This is a genomic window from Paenibacillus sp. 10L310, assembly GCF_056395745.1.
The window spans coordinates 1148282-1170224 of sequence record NZ_JBFTKC010000001.1 but is presented as its reverse complement, the minus strand read 5'-3'; the positions used below and the strand labels follow the sequence as shown (position 1 = coordinate 1170224).

The window sequence follows — 21943 nt, the reverse complement described above, 5'->3', positions numbered from 1 at the left end:
CGCCTGAATTCACTTCCCTGCCACTCTCCTTCTGGCGGACCGAGGAGCCGCCAGAAGGAGAGTGGATACGATGTTATCGGAAGTGACTAACTTCTTAGATATACCTACTAAATGTTCTTGTATTCTTCGTAGTTTAATAACCTAAGTCTTCCTTCATCATGCATTTCTTCTGGGAATCGTACAGAATCAAGAGTATGAAGTGTTCTTGCTATATTTATACATTCTTGCACTTCATTATCAACTTCATATTTTCTTATTAAAATTTGCTTTAATCGATTAATTGTCTCCTCATTAGCATTATTAATATCTATTAAAATACTTAAAAACATCCATCGCGTGTGACTATCGCTTTGAATAATTTGGCCAACAATTGATGGAGTGTAACCTGAAAACACCTCGAAGAGTGTGACAACTTCCCTTGATGCAATCACACCTAATTTAATTATTTCTTCCTCAACATCATACTTATGGCGGTACATTTGTTTAAGTGATCTTGTACCTTCTGTTTCATTGCCAATAATAAATTCATATAACAAATTAGACCAATGTGTGACTTGCTCTTCTTTAGACGTTGAAGAAATTATGCTTAAATATTGTTCATACTCCTTAACCTCAGGAAATGCTTTATAATAGTCTTCTATTGTTACCGTCTTTTTTATGTATTCATAATATTCAGAGTCATGCTCTACAATAAATGAAATAAAGTGACCCGTTTTATTTAGTTTAGAAAAAGTAGGTCTAAGTTCAAAGATTATTTCCACTAAAGCATTAATAAACTTTTGTGTCAGCTCATTCGATGATTCTTCATCTTCATCATCGAAAAATTCCGAAAGTTTTGCTTCATATAATTGTTCGAATTCATTTATTAATTCTGGTTGTTTTGTGTCTTCGTATGAAAAATCCCCAACATTGTATTCTAGCCCCCTAAAGCCGAGTAGTTTGTCTGAAGTATAAGAACTATAGTGCTTATTAACATGTTTTTTAAACGAATCTAAGGTATTCCACTTCAAATTAACATTCCCATATGTAGCATGACAGTCCAAAATCAAGCAGTACACATCTTTATTTTCAGTTGTTGTTGCAAACTTCTCAAGATTATACTTAAAATGATTCAACAATGTACTTCTCCACAAATTGATATCAAGGTTCTTCATTTTTCTATTCTCCTTTTCAGGTCATTTCCGATAACGTTCAGGTATTCACGAACTTCCGCAGGAAGTTGTCACATGAATCTACTACTCTGCCAGAAGCATCACCATTGACCAAGGCGTAGCCGCTGCATGAATACTGTGTTATCAGATGGTGACGACTACTTGAACTACACACTAACTGTTTGCCCCTTAATATTAATCTCAACGATATCAGCCGATCGTTTATGATTAAATGAATTCTGTAAAGAATATGATTTTCCTTGAATAAATTCACTTAAGAAAGCAGTTGAATAATCACTAATAATTTCATGTTTATTTATTGCTTCAATATCTTTAAAATGTATTGGAACATCACTAAATGTCATGTGGTGAGCTCCTTGGACTTTTACAGCAGCTTTATAACCATTTAATTGTTTATAGAGCTTTTCAAATCCACTAATAAAAGGATTGATTATCCCTTCAGATAACTCAGTAAGTAATTCATCGTAAGTACACTTTTCTTGTCTCATAATTAAAAACGGAGTATCTATTTTTTCGTTTTTTTCTAAGTCTAAAAGATGGAAACTAGCATCAAACATTACTCCTGCTCGAATTCTATTGTCTCTTTTAGCCACCTCAAATGCAGCAGCGCCTCCCAAAGAATGACCCACTATTCCTATGCTTCTATAACTAAATCCTTCGAGCAATGATTGAGAAAATAGTAAATCAAGATGATTAATAACATACAAGATATCTTCTACTCTTGTATCTAACAATTCCCTCCACAATATAAAATCTGTACTTTTGATATTAGTTAATTGAGCAGTTTRATTAACAACACGCCCATCAGGAAAGATTGAAAAAACAGATTCGTATGTCGCACCAATGGATACTACTATATATCCACAATCCACCAAATATTTAATATGATAGGTATACATATCCCTAGAAACTCCAAATCCAGGAGAATATAAAATAACATCAGATTTTGCATTGGAATATTTCGGATTATAATTGTTATATATATGTGTTTCTATGGTATTCAAATATTCAATGTCTACTCCCAAGTCTTTTAGTATGTTAATTGCCTTGTCTTTAGATGGATCAAATAAGTCCATATAATTACTAACATTAATCTGAGTATTTTTATCATCAGTAGGATAATAAATACTAGTTATAATTGCTCGCTCCTCATCGTTAGAAAAGGGATCTTTTCTAGATTTATCATTCAATACGACAACATTTCTTCCCACATTCATTAATTTCACCTATTTCTTTTGTATTTTATAACTTTCTGATAACGTTTCTGTATTCATGAACCCCAACGGGGTTGTCTGCTGAAATCCCTCCTCGAAATGCATCCAGCAGACCAAGGCTCCGACAGGAGCCGCAGCTTGAATATTATGTTATAGGATGTCATCGACTTCTTTGAATCACACAATAATACGACATTCAATCCAATAAGAAATCACTGGCAATCTTGTTTGACACAAACTTGCTTTGATCGTGGGAAAGGAATAGATAATCTATTGGATATCCAACAGATGGTGTTGGTTTTAAGTTCTCCGCTTGAATTTTTAGCTTAAAAAGTGTTTCCATGAAGTCAAAAACTTGGTTTTCTTGCATCTTACTAAAATCGGGCAATGGTAACACTTGATTACGAACTTCCGTATCATCAATTCTAGCTAGCACACTATATCTTAAAAAGCCTTTACGATCCACGTTCTCCCTTACTAGATTGAGTCCACTATCAAAATCTAGATCATATATAAATGGCTCAGTATCTTGATATCCCGCTATATGGTAGGACGTTTCGAGCTGTGGGAAATTTGACTTTATATATAATTGAAGAGCGTCAGCTACATCACACTGTCGCATGCTAGATTCCACTGTGTGGGTGAAATTTTGTAAAATTTGTTTAATTGTCTTTTCTCCCCATGAAGGTCTCCCTCTCAATGGTAGGATCTTGTGATTTAAGATTTATTCTATTCCTGCTGATTTCCTATAACATTCCTGTATTCACGACTCGACGCATGTCGAGTGTCCGGCGTATGCCGGACCCAGGACGAATGTCCGCAGCGTGAATATGATGTTATAGGATGTCCATGTCTTCTCTGAATCACGCTAATAGGTTTTCGATTTGTTTCTTATGATGTTCATCATGGTGTACGAATATTTTTAGATATCTTTCATAGGTATAAGGTCGTTTATCATTGCCTATAAAAAAGTGAATTTCTGAATGATCTACCTCACGGAATTGGTTGACTAAATGGGTTCGAGTTTCAATAAAGGTTTTAATCATACTTTCTCTGTCTGTAAATTCTTTAGCCTTCTCTATTGCTTTTAAGTTATGGGTATCATGATCGACGAATCCTGGGAGTTTCACTTGGTCTTTTATGTGTGGGAGCATTGTATTTAAAGTATATGTATCCCAATTCCATAGATGGGTCACGACTTCCTTCACCGTCCACTTTCCAGGAGCAATCGACTTTTGCCAAGTCACATCATCAATTGATTTTACAAATTTATTGAAATGTTCAAACTGCTCTAATAGTTTCTTGTTCATCTTCTTTAGTCCCTCCTGAATTAACTTCGCATGGATTTCCTATAACGTTCCTGTATTCACGACTCAGCGCATGCTGAGTGTCCGGCGAATGCCGGACCCAGGACGAATGTCCGCAGCGTGAATATTATGTTATAGGATGTCTGCATCTTCTACGAGTAATCTAGTATTTATTCTTTCATTTGAAATACTTGAACAGGTCCATTCCAGTTTTCATTATCTAATATAATTTCTTTGTAATTCCCATCTGTAAACTCGTTAATTACCTTGTTCCAAAATAGATTTGCTGGCCTATTTTGTAGAGTCTGTCGTACTTCCCATGTCCCTTTATAGGTATTGAAAACAAAATGTGCTACTTCTTTTCCATATCCTTTATTTCTGAATTTACGCATTATAAAAAAATCGCTAATTACATTTGTCTGGGTTGCTGCACTTGCTTTTACATACTCTTTAGGGACATCTGTTAAAACAAGTACGAAGCCAGCCAGCTCTCCATTAATCTTTAAGTAAAATGGCTTACGATATTCGTCTGTCCACTGATGATCTAGATACTTGTAAAGATAAACTCCATGATTAGTCAATTCATGTCCATCAAATTCACTTGAGTCATATCTATAGAATTGGATCAAACTGTTTAAGATCATTTTATCTTCATATGGAACTTGCAAGATTTCCAACATGTTATTTCTCCTCTGTCTGCAATTTCTTATTTATTTTATGTATATGGTTTTCCACTCTGGTTTCATGTAGGCCTTAATTTTTTTGCTGATTTCCTATAACATCATATCTACGAACTTCGTAAACACTTCTCTTTTCAAACAATATCCGAACTACATATAATATAACCCAAATTAATCCATATGCGAAGTCACGAACATACTCAAAAAAAGCAGCCCCAGTGCAAACTGCTCCATTCGTTAGAAAAGACTAACCTGTTGGATGCAGTTTAACATTTGGGCTGCTCTTTCTTCACTCAACTTTACTAATAACCTTTAGTGATCAACCTTTGCTCTCCTTCACCTAAAACATTTACTTCGCCCCGCTACTCCACACCACGCGCTCGCTCATGGCTTTGTGCTGTGCAATCAGACAGAGTTCTGCCGCTTTGAATGCATGTTCTTGTGTCATGGCTGTCTCGGTCCGGTCCAGACAATCGCGAATCAGTTGACCAAAGAACGGGTAACCAACCTTGCCTTTTACATTGTAGCGGTACTCCCCTTCATGATTGACCAGGTACACCTGATCCCCCTGAGGTTCCCTTGCGATGTCGATATACTTCCGCAGCTCGATATAACCGTCCGTTCCCAGAATAACGGTACGCCCATCGCCCCATGTGCCAAGACCATCCGGTGTGAACCAGTCCACTCGGAAGTAACCGGAGGCTCCATTATCACCAATCAGAGAAGCTTCGCCGAAGTCTTCCAATTCCGGGAACTGTGGGTGATTGAAGTTATGCACACGACTGAAACCTACCTCAGCGTCCGTACATGATGCAAACGTCAGAAATTGTTCGATCTGGTGACTCCCGATATCACAGAGAATGCCGCCATACTGCTCATGCTTGAAGAACCAGTCAGGTCTTCCTCCGGCATTTAAGCGATGCGGGCCTGTGCCCATAACTTGCACTACTTTGCCGATTGCCCCTTGTTCGATAAGCTGCCCCGCATAGATCGCACTTTCTACATGCAGTCGTTCACTGTAATACACCATGTACTTCTTGCCTGTTCGCTTCACTTCTTCTCGTGCAAGCTTTAATTGCTCCAGCGTGGTAAACGGGGCTTTGTCTGTAAAATAATCCTTGCCTGCGGCCAGAACTCTCATACCAAGCGGCGCACGATCTGAAGGGATCGCTGCACTTGCCACCAATAACACCTCATCATCTGCAAGCACCTCTGCTTCAGATCCAGCGACTTGAGCCTGTGGGAACTGCTTCCGAAATGCCTCTACCTTCGCCGGGTCCGGATCATACACCCACTTGAGAGTAGCTCCAGCCTCCAACAATGCCCCAACCATGCCGTAGATGTGTCCATGATCCAGCGCAACAGCAGCAATCGTGAACTCACCCGGACCACATACGACCTCTTTTGTAACACTTTTTGGTGCATAGAACATCCCGTCTTTAGCCATGTCATCCCATCCTTTTTATAAAATGTTGATTACAATGAACTCGTCTTACATAACAAATCGTCTTCATTTAAACGTCTGACTCAAATCAGCAGGTTGACTGCCACTGAATGCCTTGTCTTTCTTCGTCGTTGAGCCAGCAATTCGTTCCTGCAGATGCTCATAGAACAGATCCTCATCGATCGGCAGATCCACCCAGTTATCCGTCCAGGTGGACAGCAACATAGCGTTCGATAACGTCAATCCGTGTATACCATCCTCACCGGGAGCAATAAGTGGTACGCCTGTACGAATCGCATCAACCCAGTTACGAATCAGACCCGGGTGACCCGTTTCCACACCTGTAATCGGAATCTCGCATTTCCAGCATTCTGGCTGTCCAAAACCTCCGGTAAACCGCTGATTGAATTCAGGCTCAGATTCCCGAAGTCGCCAGAACGTAAGTTTTCCATCTTCGATCACGATTTTACCCCGGTCTCCGTTGACCTCGAATCGATTGGTACCCGGTGCTTCTCCAGTAGTCGTTACGAAGACACCCGTTGCTCCATTTTCATACTCCACATAAGCTGTTACATCATCTTCCACTTCAATGTTCCGATATTTGCCAAACGAACAGAACGCACGCATTCGTACCGGCATCATGCCGATGGTCCACTGCCACAGATCCAGTTGATGGGGGTCCTGGTTAATCAGTACACCGCCCCCTTCACCTGCCCATGTTGCCCGCCAGCCGCCGGAATCATAGTAACTTTGGGATCGATACCAGTTCGTAATAATCCAGTTGGTACGCCGTACTTCACCCAGTTCGCCCGAAGCAATCAAGTCTCTCAGCTTAATGTAGAGTGGATTGGTTCGCTGGTTGTACATCATGGAAAAGACTTTGCCACTGGCTGCGGCCGCTTCATTCATCTTGCGTACCTGTTTTGTATACACACCGGCCGGCTTCTCGATCATGACATGCAAGCCATGCTTGAAAGCCTGAATGGCCTGTTCCGGATGATCATAATGCGGCGTTGCAATAATGACTGCATCAATCGTACCCGAAGCCATCATCTGCTCTGCATCCTGCCAATAGGTGACCGTTGCCGGAAGGTGACTGGATACCCAGCTCTCCATCTCTCTTCTTACATCACATACGGCGACCAGCTCTGCACCGGGTACTTCTCCAGCCACCAACGTTCTGGCATGTGCTGCTCCCATGTTTCCTATACCAATCACCGCTACTCGTACGATACTCATGACTGCTCCTCCTCGTCCACACGACGCTCAATTTCGGCGAAAACGTCTGCAAAATGCTGTAACATCGCCTTGGATTCCAAGGCACCACTAAAGTCCTCAATTCCGTAGTATCCGTCATACCCAACGGCACGAAGATCCCGCACCATCTGTACCCAATCGACCATGCCTTCAGTCAGCGGCGTCCAGTGACATTTCCAGGCTGTATTCAGAGCCACTCCGCTACTCTTCTCAGTCACATTAGCCTTTTGTGAATCTTTCCCTTCTGGTTCAAACCACCCGGCATTTTTTACATGCACATGAGCCAGATAAGGCCCCAGCAACTCAAGTCCCATCCGATGATTCTCATATCCTTCATGCACCATATTGCCTGGATCGTACAATACACCAACATGCTGCGGGTCGAGCGATTGCACAAGCCGATAGGCCAGCGATGCCGTCGGTGCTATCGTCTGATGATGCGTCTCTACAATCGCCTTGATGTTGTACTGTTTGGCCAAATCCTGTACTTCACTCAGGTAATCAACGGCTTTACGATATAACTCAGGATAACTGGTCTTGCGATCATATCCAGGAACACCTACACGCATCATTGAAGCTCCTAACCCAGCCGCAACCTGAAACGCCTGTTCGGTGGCAGAAAGATCTCCACAGTTCAGATAAGGTACAAGTGCGATGGATTTTCTACCTTGCCCTAACGCTGCTTCACGAAAAACAGGAACCTGTTCTTCCCAGCGGCTCGGATCTACCGAGCATCGATTATTTCTCCAGTAAGACGGCTCTTCAGACATTGCATCTTCAGGAATTCCACGGAATCTCCACTCAATTCCATCAATCCCCGCTGCTGCCGCAGCCGATGCCAATTCTTCTGCATTCAGATCAGGGGTAGCCACGGTGAATACAGACAGTTTCATCATGATCCATCTCCTTATGTAAACGTATTCATTTTATGTCGTAAAGGCATTGTATCACTCCACTGAACGTCACCATAGGGGAAAACGCCAACAGATGAATGACAGATAACGAACAGAGCACATTCCCCATTCAGAGATAACTTCTCAAGAGAATGATGTGATCAGAAATCAAAAAAGACATCCCTGGAACAGATTTGAAATCTGCTCAAAGATGCCTTGTACAATAATCATATATATAAGATGAAATTTAAGGAAAAGGTTCCCTGTCCGTTATCAAGTCGCCACTTCAGTAGCTGGTTCTGGTTCTTGCACTCGTCCAACTTGCAACCAGCGCATATCTCTCTAATCCCGATCAAAGAACACATGTTCAGCCTGTATTTTCCCCTGATCTATTGTCATGATGCCAAATGAGTATTGTTTCTGAAAACGCCGATCCGTAGGCGACCCCGGATTAAATACCAGTGTGTTGTCCACGGTATGCATCACCGGGATATGTGAGTGTCCGTAGATCACAGCATCCACATGCTGGCCTGCAAAGGTATGAATTGCATTCTGCTCCGTACCCTTTGATCCCAGATGACCGTGCACAAGACCCAGACGAAGCCCTTCCACTTCAACAATACGAGAATATCCCAGTTTTTCAGCGATTTCGGACGGGTCCGTATTACCCGCTACACCTTCAACTGGTGCATACTCACTAAGCAATGGGTATACACTCCAATCCGACCAGTCACCGGCATGAAGAATGAGATCTGCACTCGGCAATACATCCAGGAGCCTAGTCGGTAACTTCCGTGATTTACGTGAACAATGCGTGTCAGAGATGACTACAATTTTCATATAACAACCCACCTTTCCTTTAAGAGGTCGTTCAAAAAGTCCGCTTTTGATTACGAAGGATGCCTAACGGCATCGCAACATCGAATATGGAATTCAGCCGAAATAAGCATATGCTTACGAAGGTTGTTTCCTTAGGAAACATTGTAGTTGCTCACGTAGTTTCCTACGCTCCGCTACTCCATTTCTAACTTCATCCCATCTTCTCGGTACTGAAAACCACCCTTTTTGAACATACACTTTAAGTCTTTATTGCAATCTACTCTGTCTGTGATGGAACAGCTTGCATCTGAGTACAGGAACGTTCCATATCTTCGAGTGTAATGGATGCAAAGAACTGCTCCACCTTCGCCTCGGCAACCTGATACAGATTGGTCAGCAAGCTGTCTATATGCAAGCCCACTTCACAATCCGGGTTACAATTGCCGTGAATCGGGAACAATGGACCTTCGTCCTTGGCAGCCTGATAGATCATGGCTAATGTGATTTCACTTGATGGCTTCGCTAAGTAAAAACCTCTTGTTCCAGGAGAGGAGTTCACCAATCCCGCCTTTTTCAGCCCGCCCAGAATACGTCTGACGACGACAGGGTTGGTATTCACGCTACCTGCAATGTGTGCAGACGTGATTCGTTCAGGCGCGCTGAGTGACAATAACAACAAACAATGCACACTGACCGAAAAATGAGTACTCATGATTAACCACCTTTATTTAATATAATCCAGGACATGCCGACCTTATTCAGAGAACAGATCCTTTTCGGGACGTGCTCTGATCTTGAGCTGTCGCACACTGTATTCCAGTTGTTTCACAATATCATCCAGTTGTTTGCGATCAATCTTAGTTGGATCTTCCACCGGTTTCGCGGACGACTTGAGATCGCGGATCGTTAACTGCTGTTCTTGCCATTTGTCCATTAGATCTGCAATATTGGCATAGAAACGTTCGTAATCTTTGATGACTAGGTCAAGATAAGCATCTACCTCATCCGGATCATAACCACGAAGTTTATAATTAAATTGTTTTTCATGAATCGATAACGCATCTAGCTGCACACCCAATTGTTTGAACAATTGTCTTTGTTTATCCAATCTTCGTTTCATATGTTCATCCATATTGACAACCTCCATTATAAGCCAAGCCGTAGTTCTATTTCCTGGGAAGAACACACGGCAATTTCTCTCTCTATTTTTTATAACACATAATCCGTCAGATATAAAACGATACAGCCCTATTCCTCACGAAAATGATTGCTTTTCATCCAATTCGGGTAAAGACTCACTACACCCCACAACGGGAAAGGAGCATGTCCTTATGAGTACATTAACTAAAGATCAACATCAAATACTGAAAAACGCCCTTTTGGAGCAACGTGAAAACTTGCAGCGTCATTTTGAATCCAGCATGGAAGACGGTGCTCCAGTCGAGTCGCTGAAAGATTCAACCGGTGAGCTGTCCTCCTACGATAATCATCCGGCAGATGCCGGTACGGAAACATTTGAACGCAGCCGTGATCTGGCGATTGACGATACATTAACAGACGAATTCAATCAAGTGAACGACGCATTGGAACGTATGGAGCAAGGTACATACGGAACCTGTGTAACGTGCGGAGAAGATATTCCTTTCGAACGACTTGAGGCTATCCCCTACACCGCTTACTGTATTGACGACACACCTAATCGGGAGATCAGCAACGATCGGCCCGTTGAAGAAGAGGTAATGACCATGCCTCCGAGTGGTGCTGGAGAAGGAAGACAGCAGCGGGCCGGCAAGTTCGACAACGCAGATGCCTGGGAAGCGGTCGAAGAATATGGTACATCCAACTCCCCCGCAACCGCAGCTAAACGTGATGTGAAGGGCTACGATGAGAACATGTAACTTTGTTATGAACCGAAACGTTAAGCGTCAAAATTGATTGATTCCATAGACCGCTCCACCATTAGCCTTCCTTATCACGCATTAAAAAGCCGCCATTGGGCGGCTTTTTCTAGTTTTCTCCATAGCAGTCTCTCACATTTGCCGTTACTTGCTTCCTGCGATAACGCTAAACCCATGTATTCCATCCATTTATTCTTCCGACTCACTACCAGATGATGCAGATTCCTGCCGCTTAGACACAGATCGAGACGTTTTCGGAGTTGCTTTACCCTTACTGGACGTAGCTTTCTTTTTCTCTTTTGCATCTGTCTTAGAAGCAGGTATTTTCACTATAGGTTTAGAGAGAGCAGAGAATAACTGAAAGACCTCATGTTCCCCTTGTCGATTCTCTTTTGTAGTATAGGGTTCACAGAGTTTTATGATGTTTTTATACAGTTGCTCTACTTCCTCACGGGTTGCATACAGCGTGATGTCCGAGAGAAACATCCGATCTTCGTTTTCCGCCTGATGCATGAATCGCTGACGACTCTGTTCGAACATTTCATTTAATAATTTGAGCGTCTCGGACCGAAACACCTGTTTCAATGGAGAGTTTTCCTTGTCTTCATCTTCGTGACGGAGATGGATCTCTCCGGTGAATGGTTCATAATATTTTGCGATAATCCCATTAATCTCACGTGTGGAAACGATGGTCAGCAGACCAATTTTCTCCAGCTTTTTTACATGATAGTGAACTTTGGCTGGCACCTCACCCATCTGGTCGGCGATCTCTTTAACAGTGGATGGTCTGCCCTGCTTGTTAAACATATTCATAATCTGTATCCGATACGGATCGGAGTAGATTTTAATTTCTTCAATTGTTGAAAGAACCTTGTGCGCCATCCCTGTATCCTCATTTCCGGGGTACCTGTTGTCCATCGATATCTCTATTATAACGTTGCGTCAGGACTTCGGTCAAAACGAGCGAGAAATGACTTGATACAGAAAATCGGCTAAGGATCACTTCTGAATATCTTCACAGGGCACTTCGAAAACTTTTGCTAAATAACAGCATACCTGCTGACATGGCAAGCATAATACCAAAAACGATAAACAGAACGGGCATGGTCATCCAATCTGCAAGTGCTCCCGAAGCCAGACTCCCAAGGGGTGCAACACTCAAGACGAGCATACTCTGAAGGGCATACACTCTACCCAGCATCTCCGAAGGGGTAACTTCCATAAGATAGGTGGCCAGCGGTGTTGTAGCCAGCGGAATCCCCATACCCATCATTAGACAAAAGGCCGCTGCAACCGGCAGTTGGAAGGAAGTCATGTAAGCGGGTAGTGCCGTCATCGCATAACTGAGACCCAACATGACAATACCGCTGATGACCAGCACACTTTTACGATAATTCGCTCCCCTTTGTGTCAACCATACACCACTGAGCAACATACCTCCCACCATCAGCCCACTAAGCAGACTTAATCCCCCAGCGCCAGCATGCAGCGTTTCAATGACATAGGGTGTACGAAGAACATTAAACGGCATCAGGCAGAAATTAACGAAGGCAAACAGGATGGAGACAATTAACAATAAGGCATGTTTACGGAGAAAATGAAAAGCTTCCGCCATTTCGGAGAATATACTACTTTTGTCGGATGAAAGAGAATTCATTTCAGTTGATGTTTTATCTTCATTGTTAGCAGATGTTGATACTTCAGGGTAGCCTACTCGGCTCATAATTAAAGCACTTAGCGCAAACACCCCCGCATCAATCAAGATCGTCCAGGCAATCCCTATTGTAGCAATAAGGGCACCCGCCACTGCAAGTCCTGCGAGTTCGGCCACTCTGGTTGCGGAAGAGGACATGGCATTACCCGAAAGCAGCATTGATGGGGGAAGCAATCGGGGGACACTGGACACTTCTGCAGGACTAGTGAAGCATTCCAGCAAAGAATTCAGAATTGTAATGACAAACAGATGCCAGACTTCAAGTTGGCCCAATCCAAACAGCAGAGCTGTAATACCCACCAACAACCCGCGACCGGTATTCGTAATCACAATCACTTTTTTGGGAGACATGCGATCAACCAAAGCCCCGGCGAACAGACCCAGAAGGATATTGGGCAAAAAATTCACCGCCAGCAACGTACCCATCAATACTTTCGAACCGGTTAGAATGTAAACCATCCAACTGTAGGCAATCGAGTCAATCGAATCACCAAATCTGGATACAACTTTACTAAGCATAAATTGCATGTACGGTCTGATTCGTATTAACTCACCCATACCTTGCTTGCCAACTGCTGTGTTATCGCTCATCCCTTTTCACTCCTCAACGTTAAAATATTTTTCATGTTAATTTTATTTTAACGTAAGTCATGCAGAAATCAATACCTCCGTGAAAATAATTTTAACGACATGTACGCAAAGTTATAGCTCGCTATTCTTTCAGAGAATCAATCAACACAGGGACTTTTGGGACAACCTTTTTGAACAACCTTCTATAACACAAAAAAACAGACCACAAGTGGTCTGCTCGGCTGGACGTATTATATTTGAACTGTCTTTATTTGCTGCCTACTTCTCAACATGCAATTGAAATCCAGATTGTTCAGCCTGTACCTCCAACATCAAATCACGTACCCGGTTTGCTTCATTCCCCAGGCGTTCTTCGCTGATTTGGTAGTTGGTCCATCTTAACTCTAGTGGAAGTTCAATCGTACCCGTCAGGCAATCCCACAATGCATCAAGATTACCGCCATAAAAATCCGGCAGCTTCAGCTTGTCCTTTAATTGTTGATGAAGTTCAGCGCTACTCGTAAAGCCTTCTCCATCCAGAATCACGGTATTCATGGCTGCTCCTTCCTCTACTTCAAACGTGTAAATGATGCATAGTGATCTGTCGTTTTGTAGATGAGTCCATCATTGGAGTACACAATTCGATCCGAATTACGGAAGCCGGAAGTATAGTTAATATCCGCTTCGCGCCATGTACGTCCGCTGGCCGAAGGCAGAAGCCCTTCCCGATTGCCAAATGTGTCCCCACCGATGCTTTTCCCAGGAGCAACTACAGCCAAGTTTCCTTTTGACGCTACCCAGCCGAGTCCTGTTGCCTGTGATTTGGTAATAAAGTTACATGGCAACGTTCCGTTTGCACTCAAATAGTTTGCTACACCCGTAAACGTATTGATGATGGTACATGTTGCAGCAGATGCCTTCTGCTGTGCGACTGGAGTGAACTGTGAACCTGTGAGGAAAACAAACGTTAACAACAATGCCAGAAATGCGGTGGATATCAACTTTTTCATCAATCCGGCCTCCCGATCCCTCAAAGTAGATGAACGTTGTCACGATATGCATACTGCAAGCTGTAACTTTCTAGTTGTGCGTTCTGCTAGATTATAGTAAACAAGTCATCTCATGACTATTTATATCACATCAATTTGGTAGAAATATCAAATAAAGACGTTTAAATTGTAAAATATTGTAATTGTAACATTTTAAGACAGAAAAAAACTCTCATCCCGGAAGATGGAGTCTACTTTTCTAGTATGTTTAAACTGATTTGACCTAATCTAATCGATCAATTGCACACGTTGACGAGTTCGAGCCGATTCCAGGCATGCATCAATAACGCGCATGTTTTGAATGGTATTTTCCGGACTGAAAGGTAGGGCAGCTCCATCAAGCACAGCCGTTGCAAATGTCTCCACCTGAAGCACATAGGAATTGGACACCGATACACGTTCCTCACGGCTAACCGAATCGGTGTGCACAATAATCTGAGGTGGAATATCACTGTTCTCCCAGCCAAATACTTTTGGCAGTTCAATACGCCCTTCCGTCCCGAGAATCTCCATCTCCGCTCGACCTGAAGCCCACATGCCACAGTCAAAAGTTAAAGCTACCGAATTCGGAAATTCTACCAGTCCCGACGCCATCATATCCACGCCATCATGCTCGTCCGAGAATAGAGCGTGAACTGTCACCGCTTCCGGTTCCTGTCCCAGATACATCCGGGCCGCCGAGATCGGATACACGCCAAGATCGAATAATGATCCGCCGCCCATCTCTCTTTTGAACCTTACATTCTCCTTGTCATCAGCGGTATTACAGGTAAAGTTACCATGGATGGCTCTGACGATGCCAATCTCTCCACTAGCTATAATCTCTTGCACACGTCTGTGCTTGGGATGATATCGATACATAATTGCTTCTGCAAAAAGAACACCATGCTGATGACATACCTCAATCATTTCTGCCGATTCATCTGCATTCAAGGCAGCCGGTTTCTCACACAACACGTGTTTGCCAGCCTGTGCCGCTTTGATGGTCCATTCTTTGTGCATATGGTTAGGCAAAGGAATATAGACGGCTTCAATGTCCGGATCAGCGATGAGCTCTTCATAACTGCCATACGATCTGGCAATGCCGAGTTCTTCGGCAAGGGTTTCCGCTTTTTCTTTGCTGCGGCTGGCAATTGCCAACACCTCACCACGTTCGGACTGCTGGATCGCTGGAATGACTGCATTTTTGGCAATGGTTGACGTACCTAGTACACCCCACTGTAACTGTCTGTTCATGCTCATCTTCCTTTCGTACCGTAATTGTCCTCTTCTGCTTTGTGTAACATGCCGAGACAACGATCCAGATCCGTTTTGACCTGTTTCTTGTATAACTCAGCTTTTTCCGCACCATCATCCGTGAAATGATATAAAACGATTTCCTGAAAATCGACCTTTGGATCGTTACCCTTCAGCTTCTTCGTGCGATAAAATACACCCTGTTGTACCAATTCATGTAATGCCCGATATACCTCGCTCTGGGGTGGTACATAACCGTAGTCTTTGAATTCCTGCTTCATCGCCTCCAGCATCTCGTAACCATACCCCCTGTGCTGTTCAACCATCGTAATCAGATACAGCTTGATAAATGCCCGCTGTGCAATCATAAAAGCCACGTTCTTTCCCCTCCTGTCAGAACCTATATATCTAGTATTATAAAACTTATGTTCGGGTTCTGCCATCTTTCTCCGCTTGGTCTGCCTTTTATCCATCTTCAAAGAAGGTGAGAAAGAAATCGTGTGGATACGCGTTGACCTGGGGGAAGCACGGAAAAAGGTTTACTTTTGTGAATTTTTCATGTAATGAAATTTTAATTTATATTCAAAAGAATCAATTTCATAATACCTTTAGCTGCTTCAATCAAGGCTGGATATAGATCGAAACGGTTCAATTTGTCTATATCCAGTTACAGAAATCCATTTTTAGTGAGTTATGAAATTGATTCGAAAGTTTGTTTATTTCAGGGCTCAGGGAGTCGTGAGATCGAATTTTAATGACAAGAAAGTCTGTGCAGAATCTGTAAAAGCTGTAATACCTGTGCTCCTGTATCTTGTGTCCGTATACTCTACTCCCTTATACTCCTGTACAGCTGTGATGATCTATTATGAATTTTTCATATGTTGATGTTTTCATTTATTGCGGACAGATTTCGGTACGGCTCCCACAATCCATTTGCCCCAGCTTACACGCGAGATAAGCCATGTCACTACACAGGATAATGTAAGAGCCAACAACCAGGTGATGATCATTCGGACGACAGGGTTCCAACCCATAGCAACGTAAAACAACTCATCCGGAATGTAGCTATACCGTAGCATCAACATATGCATCAGATAACCGCCATACGATACACCACCAATCCATCCCAGCAATCGTGTAGCCCTGAGGTTGTGAAGTTTTCCGGCCAGCTGGTACATGACCATAATGGAAGCGATCAGAAAGAGTGCCATATCAGGGCGGATCAAGCTGACTGTGTAGAACGTAATTTTGATTCCCTCCGGCTTTTGAAACTCCAGCATTAATAAATAAGTAAACCGCAGACCCAGAACAATAAACACTGTCCAGTATATCCAGCGCAATCGATGAATCCATTCATTCCAGTGCTGGACAGATAACCCCGCTGCTGCACCAAGTACAAAATAAATAAAGAAATAAAGAAAATTACGGTCTGCATACGTTGTAAAAGCATCTGTCAGCACCGGGATATTCACCCGTTCCATGAACTTGGCGATGTTTCTTAATTGATCCGCAAGTACAAGATAAATCACGCCAGAAATCAATAATGCGATCAAGCGCCCCTTGGCCTCATATCGGTTATATACATAACGAATTGCACGCAAGAAGAGCGGAAATAACAGATAAAACTGAATCAACATAATGATGTACCAAAAGTGTGAAGTCGTTTTGCCCGTAAGCAACTTCAGGCCTAGGTCTGGGATGTCATTCCATCCAAATCCGGTCCAGCCTCGCGGTGCAAGTGTAAAATAAATGAGTGACCAGATCAGGTAAGGCACGATCACGTCGTTTACTCTTTTTCTCATAAACTTGCCGTAATGCAGCTTGTCTCCCGTGTTATAAAACAGCACCATACCTGTTATGAATATGAATAAAGGAACTGCAAAYTTGGAGAGCATCAGCAGTATGGCCAGTAACACCCCATCCTCCAGTCTCGTTTCCGGGACTAATGAGTAATGTGCGATGGAATGTTGGAGAACCACCGCTCCAAAGGCAATTCCCCTTAAGCTCTCTATTTCTGTAATTCGTTCTTTACGAGGCATACATTCAGCCATCCTTTCTTGGTTTTGCGATAAAAACAAAGTACAATGAAGCCGTATATTTAATGAACGGAGTTGATTCACATTTCTTTAACAGACAAAGACGTAACCACTACCGATTCCAAGTATGTCCAGCAACATCTGGCTAACGAGCGAACTTTTCTGGCCTGGGTACGCACCGGTATTGCCATGGCGGGCATAGGATTTCTTGCTGCCGGATTTGGTTTCAACTCGTCGGCGTATGATCGGCTTGCACATATTGCGGCGATTATTACGGGTATCACTTCTCTGATTGGCGGTATATCCATCATTGTGTATTCGGCAGCAGCGTATCATCGGAAGCGTACACAAATCAATGAACAGACGTTTCAGGCATCGACCGGATTAATCCGGTTTCTTACCATGATGTTACTGGTGATTGGACTTGCTTTGGCTGTACTGTTATATGTATTGTTATTCCCTGCTTGACTGGGTAAAAACACCATCCGACATTATTGACACCCACCCATATGCAACACAGGGACAAAAGCCGGCTTCCCTTAAGGAAACCGGCTAATGACCATCTGGTGGATCATATATGTCATTCCATTTTACAGATAATAAGTCATTGGGTTTTATTTCATATCGATTAAATTCGCGGCAAGATTACAGGAATGTATTGTTACCGAATCGCGTTGCCTTGTTTTGGGCTTCCAATCTGCGTTCTTCCATATCCAGATCCGGACGTTCGGCTGGCACATCTCCGCGATGAGCTGCTTCGGCTCTGTCTCGGTTAAGCTGGCTGTTGCCACTGAACACATCGTACACATCGGAGTCACGATCCGTAGAATCTACGAGCAACAGGATTTTACCATTCTGTACATACTCCTCATACTGTTTAGCGTCCTCTTCCGGAATACCAAGACCCACAAGTCCACCCACCAATCCGCCAGCTCCTGCACCCACAGCTGCACCGGTAAATGCTGCTGCGATAGGGCCTGCGGCCAGAATCGGTCCTATGCCGGGTATGGCTAGTGCACCGATACCTGCGAGCAGACCGGCTACGCCACCAAGGACACCACCTGTTGCTGCACCAGCAGCCACGCCCTCAGGGGCTTTGGTACCTGTCTCTTCCCGAATTGCCTTCAGTTCATCCCGATCTTGTGTAACAACGGAGATTTCATCTGAAGTGAATCCTTGTGCTTTCAAACCCTCGATAGCCTGCGATGCTTCACGTTCTGTATTAAACACACCTACGATTTTCTTCTGCATAGTGAATCCCTCCTCATATTATTGAGTGGTTCGCTATGTTATTACCCGCCTAAGTTTCTTTTAAACGTTTGCAGTCAATATACTATGTGTTGATAGTAAAAAATTGCTGAAGTTCATTCCTTATTAATCCTCATCAGGGTGTGCCTTCAAACTCAGGTATGTGATACGTTGTCAGGCATGTTCTACGTTAAAGGATGTTAGGGTCCAAAACATCTTGAAGTCCAGACTGGCTGATCCTGGCGGATTGTCCCAGACGATTTTCTAAGGAACCGAGGACGTCTTATTTAGCCTTCGGGTCTTCATTTTATTTTGTAAGGAACATGAGACACGTTATTTACCAAAATTACCTGACAAACCCGTTGTAAATGGATGGTTATTCAAATATAGCGTGTTTTAGATTCCTTAGGTTATTGTGGGCGCTTCAAATCGCTGAATAAGACGTCACAAGTTCGTTAGCGCTCCGCTCCATGGTTCTGCTCCATGTTCAGCTCCCCAGGCACGTGCAGTTACGCTTCGGCTTCGGCAGGTTTGAAGATACGCTCTGGGGTGTACCTTCAACCTCTAAAGAAGCAGATTTTGCCGAATTCTCGTCCCATGCCGGAAGTTTTCGGCAGACGTGCCGGGGCACGTCAAGGGAAAGTGACGCAGCATGGGACGAAAAGGCAAAGTGACGTAACATGGAGCGAAAAGATAGTAGAAGATGCACGTTAGCGAGTTTGGAGACACGTCCTGGTTAAAGGGTGATTCTTTAAGACAGAGAATGATTCGATCAGCTACAAAACTGACTGTTGTTCAGCAGAGTCTAACCCTGATGAAGAGCGCCCTTTGGGAGCCAAATCGTTGATGTCTTTAAAAATGAAATAATTATTCTATTTCCCCCATGGTTTAGCCCGATTTGTGGCGACCGCTTCAAGTGGATTATCCGGCCAGTAGTGCTTCGGATAACGACCTTTCAGATCTTTTTTGACATCAAAGTACGTCTCTCTCCAGAAATTCGCCAAGTCTCGTGTGACCTGTACAGGTCGCTGAGCCGGTGATAATAGGTGGATGGTCAACGGGACTCGCCCACCCGCTATACGCGGTGTCTCCTGTTGTCCAAACATCTCCTGTAATCTTACTGCCAGCGCCGGGTCCTCTGGACGACTATAGTCCACAGGAATACGTGAGCCACTGGGCACCTGTATATGCGTCGGCGCTTCATCGTCCAGTTGTTGTCGTTGCGTCCAGCTCAATCCACCCAGTAATACATCCTGCATCGACAATCTCTTCAGGTCGGCTGCCGATCGCATGCCTGTCAGATAAGGGGTAAGATGTTCTGCCAACTCTTCGGTCAGATCATCTTCGATCAGGTCGGGCCACTCAGGTAGATGGAGATGCAGGAACCGCAGCCTGTCCGCAAGTTGTCTGGATGTTTTTGTCCAAGGCAGGCAATCCAGCCCTTCCATTCGTATTCCGGTTAACAGTGCTTCCAGCACCTGATCTTCAGGCGGCTGTGCAATACTGCTCTCTTTAATCACAAGGGCTCCAATCCGAAGTCTCTTATGTGCGCGCACGCTGCGAGTGTTGGAATCCCAGGCCACTTGCACTTCATTGTGCAGCAAGTGCTGACCTGCCTGCACCAATGTCTGCTCCTGCAACGGCGCAGCCAGCAGGATGCGCGCATCTGCGCCCTGGTCGTCTGCCTCGGCTGCGACCAGATACGCTGCACGGCTCAGCGATTCTGTCGTTGCGAGCCGTACGCCGCGGCCGCTGCTCAGCAGATAGCGGCCGTCCTCCCGGCGTTGCCCGATCCGGTCCGGATAGGCGAAGGACAGCAGCAATCCGCAGCTGTCCTCATCCGGCCGCACCGGATCGGCCGACGGGCCGAGCGCCGAGCGCAGCTGGCGGCTCTCCTGGAGCATGCGCCGCACGGCCGCGCCGTCTGCGACAGCCGCTGACAGCAGCGCTTCTACGCGCGGGCGGAGGTCCGTGCCCGCGCCTGCACTGCCACTGCTGCGTAGGCCGGCAGGCTCCTGCAGCAGTGCCGCCAGCATGCTGGCGTAGCTGGCCAGCCCAAGCTCCGCTGCGCGGAGCAACATGCTGGCCAGTCGCGGATGCACGCCCAGCGTGTTCATCCGCCGCCCGAAGGGCGTGATGCGGCCTGCGTCGTCCAGGCCGCCCAGCTGGCGCAGCAGCGCCTGTGCCTGGCCGTAGGCGGCGTCAGGCGGGGTATCCAGCCATTGCAGCTCTGCTGGGGACTGGACACCCCAGACGGCAAGCTCCAGCGCCAGCGGCGCAAGATCCGCGGAGGTGATCTCCGGGCGAGCTACCTCAGGCAGTCCCCCGTGAACCTCTTCGCTCCATAGCCGGTAACACACCCCCGGGGCAATTCGCCCTGCACGACCCTGCCGTTGATCGGCTGACGCCTTGGACACCGGCAGAGTGACAAGCCGGCTCATGCCCGTGCGCGGCGAAAATGCCGATGCACGACTCAGCCCTGCATCCACCACAATCTTAACCCCAGCGAGTGTAAGACTGGATTCCGCAATGGAAGTGGACAGCACAACTTTGCGCGACCCCTCAGCCGCCGGCCGTATGGCCTCATCCTGTTGTTCCACCGGCATACTGCCATACAGGGAATGAACTTTCACATGTCCAGGAAGAGAACCGTTTAATAACTCCCGCTCTGTACGGTGTATCTCTCTTGCACCAGGAAGGAAAACAAGCACGTCCCCCTCCTGTTCGGCTAATGCCCTCGTCACCGTCTGAGCGGTGAATTGTTCCAGTGGCATGGCTGTTGGTCTCGGTACATATCGAGTTTCCACCGGAAACGTGCGTCCGGGACAGTGAATTGATTTTGTACCTTCGCCAAGCAATACACAGACGGGAACAGGATCAAGGGTCGCCGACATCACCAGCAATTTCAGATCTGGACGTAACATCGCTCGCGATTCTAATGCAAGGGCCAACCCCAAGTCCCCGTGTAGATGCCGCTCATGGAATTCATCAAATATAATCATCGCCGTATCCTCAAGACCCTGGTCCTGCTGCAACATCCGGGTCAATACCCCTTCCGTCACAACTTCAATACGCGTCGCCTGACTCACCCTGGTATCCATGCGTACACGATATCCTACGGTCTGACCCGCTTTTTCTCCAAGCGTAGCCGCCAGTCTCGATGCAGCCGAACGCGCAGCCAGCCTTCGGGGTTCCAGCATAATGATTTTCCGTCCAGCAATCCACGGCTCCTCCAGCAAAGCCAGCGGTACAACAGTCGTTTTTCCCGCTCCTGGCTCTGCAATTAACACACCTGTATCTTGATCCCGAAATAATTGTCTTAACTCAGGAATAACCTCTTGTATCGGTAACTCTATATGCATATAATCGCTCCTAATGAATGTACCCTACTGCTCTTCAGTATCTC

At 44.9% G+C, this 21943-nt stretch carries 22 protein-coding genes; 2 read left to right on the top strand and 20 right to left on the bottom strand.

From position 1 onward, the window contains the following. Positions 1-107 precede the first annotated feature (107 nt). From AC1DE7_RS05590 to AC1DE7_RS05540, 11 genes are all read right to left on the bottom strand, one after another. Positions 108-1154, bottom strand: a complete 1047-nt coding sequence (locus tag AC1DE7_RS05590; protein ID WP_477533873.1) for a hypothetical protein — start codon at positions 1152-1154, stop codon at positions 108-110. A gap of 164 nt (positions 1155-1318) precedes the next feature. Further along, on the bottom strand, positions 1319-2389 hold the full coding sequence (locus AC1DE7_RS05585; RefSeq protein ID WP_477533872.1) for an alpha/beta hydrolase family protein: 1071 nt from the start codon (positions 2387-2389) through the stop codon (positions 1319-1321). Positions 2390-2582: 193 nt separating this feature from the next. Next, complete coding sequence (locus tag AC1DE7_RS05580; protein WP_477533871.1) at positions 2583-3086, bottom strand: hypothetical protein; 504 nt, start codon at positions 3084-3086, stop codon at positions 2583-2585. A 163-nt stretch (positions 3087-3249) separates the two neighbouring features. Further along, the gene (locus AC1DE7_RS05575; protein WP_051447118.1) at positions 3250-3696 is read right to left on the bottom strand and encodes a DinB family protein; all 447 of its coding nucleotides are present in this window, start codon (positions 3694-3696) and stop codon (positions 3250-3252) included. A gap of 167 nt (positions 3697-3863) precedes the next feature. Beyond that, positions 3864-4373, bottom strand: a complete 510-nt coding sequence (locus AC1DE7_RS05570; RefSeq protein WP_477533870.1) for a GNAT family N-acetyltransferase — start codon at positions 4371-4373, stop codon at positions 3864-3866. Positions 4374-4722: 349 nt separating this feature from the next. Next, positions 4723-5820 (bottom strand): Gfo/Idh/MocA family protein, encoded by a 1098-nt coding sequence (locus AC1DE7_RS05565; RefSeq protein WP_047842549.1) that lies wholly within the window; start codon positions 5818-5820, stop codon positions 4723-4725. 63 nt (positions 5821-5883) lie between these two features. Further along, positions 5884-7056, bottom strand: coding sequence for a Gfo/Idh/MocA family protein (locus AC1DE7_RS05560; protein WP_076249766.1), 1173 nt, complete (start codon positions 7054-7056; stop codon positions 5884-5886). Further along, positions 7053-7967 carry a sugar phosphate isomerase/epimerase family protein gene (locus tag AC1DE7_RS05555; protein ID WP_477533894.1) on the bottom strand — a complete coding sequence of 305 codons (915 nt, stop codon included), beginning with the start codon at positions 7965-7967 and terminating at the stop codon, positions 7053-7055. Before AC1DE7_RS05555 ends, AC1DE7_RS05560 begins: the two co-directional genes overlap by 4 nt. Before the next feature lie 342 nt (positions 7968-8309). Then, the gene (locus tag AC1DE7_RS05550; protein ID WP_221825166.1) at positions 8310-8807 is read right to left on the bottom strand and encodes a metallophosphoesterase family protein; all 498 of its coding nucleotides are present in this window, start codon (positions 8805-8807) and stop codon (positions 8310-8312) included. Positions 8808-9063: 256 nt separating this feature from the next. Then, the gene (locus AC1DE7_RS05545) at positions 9064-9498 is read right to left on the bottom strand and encodes an Rrf2 family transcriptional regulator (RefSeq protein ID WP_017689053.1); all 435 of its coding nucleotides are present in this window, start codon (positions 9496-9498) and stop codon (positions 9064-9066) included. A 42-nt stretch (positions 9499-9540) separates the two neighbouring features. Then, entirely contained in the window at positions 9541-9918 is a 378-nt protein-coding gene (locus AC1DE7_RS05540) for a DivIVA domain-containing protein (RefSeq protein WP_017689054.1), read from the bottom strand. 199 nt (positions 9919-10117) lie between these two features. On the opposite strand from AC1DE7_RS05540, the gene AC1DE7_RS05535 reads away from it, so the two are divergent. Then, complete coding sequence (locus AC1DE7_RS05535) at positions 10118-10684, top strand: TraR/DksA C4-type zinc finger protein (protein WP_036609176.1); 567 nt, start codon at positions 10118-10120, stop codon at positions 10682-10684. A gap of 189 nt (positions 10685-10873) precedes the next feature. On the opposite strand, the gene AC1DE7_RS05530 is transcribed toward AC1DE7_RS05535, so the two are convergent. From AC1DE7_RS05530 to AC1DE7_RS05500, 7 genes are all read right to left on the bottom strand, one after another. After that, entirely contained in the window at positions 10874-11566 is a 693-nt protein-coding gene (locus tag AC1DE7_RS05530) for an ArsR/SmtB family transcription factor (RefSeq protein ID WP_076326798.1), read from the bottom strand. Between the two features lie 133 nt (positions 11567-11699). Beyond that, a complete protein-coding gene (locus AC1DE7_RS05525; protein WP_477533869.1) occupies positions 11700-12989 on the bottom strand; it encodes an MFS transporter in 1290 nt (429 codons plus the stop codon). Between the two features lie 258 nt (positions 12990-13247). Further along, a complete protein-coding gene (locus AC1DE7_RS05520) occupies positions 13248-13523 on the bottom strand; it encodes a barstar family protein (RefSeq protein ID WP_477533868.1) in 276 nt (91 codons plus the stop codon). Positions 13524-13537: 14 nt separating this feature from the next. Next, positions 13538-13978, bottom strand: coding sequence for a ribonuclease (locus AC1DE7_RS05515; RefSeq protein WP_477533867.1), 441 nt, complete (start codon positions 13976-13978; stop codon positions 13538-13540). A 267-nt stretch (positions 13979-14245) separates the two neighbouring features. Beyond that, on the bottom strand, positions 14246-15253 hold the full coding sequence (locus tag AC1DE7_RS05510; RefSeq protein ID WP_477533866.1) for a Gfo/Idh/MocA family protein: 1008 nt from the start codon (positions 15251-15253) through the stop codon (positions 14246-14248). A gap of 2 nt (positions 15254-15255) precedes the next feature. Beyond that, entirely contained in the window at positions 15256-15630 is a 375-nt protein-coding gene (locus tag AC1DE7_RS05505) for a replication termination protein (protein ID WP_036609188.1), read from the bottom strand. A 513-nt stretch (positions 15631-16143) separates the two neighbouring features. Next, entirely contained in the window at positions 16144-17292 is a 1149-nt protein-coding gene (locus AC1DE7_RS05500) for an acyltransferase (RefSeq protein ID WP_477533865.1), read from the bottom strand. 72 nt (positions 17293-17364) lie between these two features. On the opposite strand from AC1DE7_RS05500, the gene AC1DE7_RS05495 reads away from it, so the two are divergent. Next, complete coding sequence (locus AC1DE7_RS05495) at positions 17365-17757, top strand: YidH family protein (protein ID WP_017689063.1); 393 nt, start codon at positions 17365-17367, stop codon at positions 17755-17757. Between the two features lie 177 nt (positions 17758-17934). Here AC1DE7_RS05495 and AC1DE7_RS05490 read toward each other — a convergent pair whose 3' ends face one another. Next, positions 17935-18540 (bottom strand): general stress protein, encoded by a 606-nt coding sequence (locus AC1DE7_RS05490; RefSeq protein WP_477533864.1) that lies wholly within the window; start codon positions 18538-18540, stop codon positions 17935-17937. 869 nt (positions 18541-19409) lie between these two features. Beyond that, positions 19410-21899, bottom strand: coding sequence for an ATP-dependent helicase HrpB (gene hrpB, locus AC1DE7_RS05485; RefSeq protein ID WP_477533863.1), 2490 nt, complete (start codon positions 21897-21899; stop codon positions 19410-19412). Positions 21900-21943: the final 44 nt, after the last annotated feature.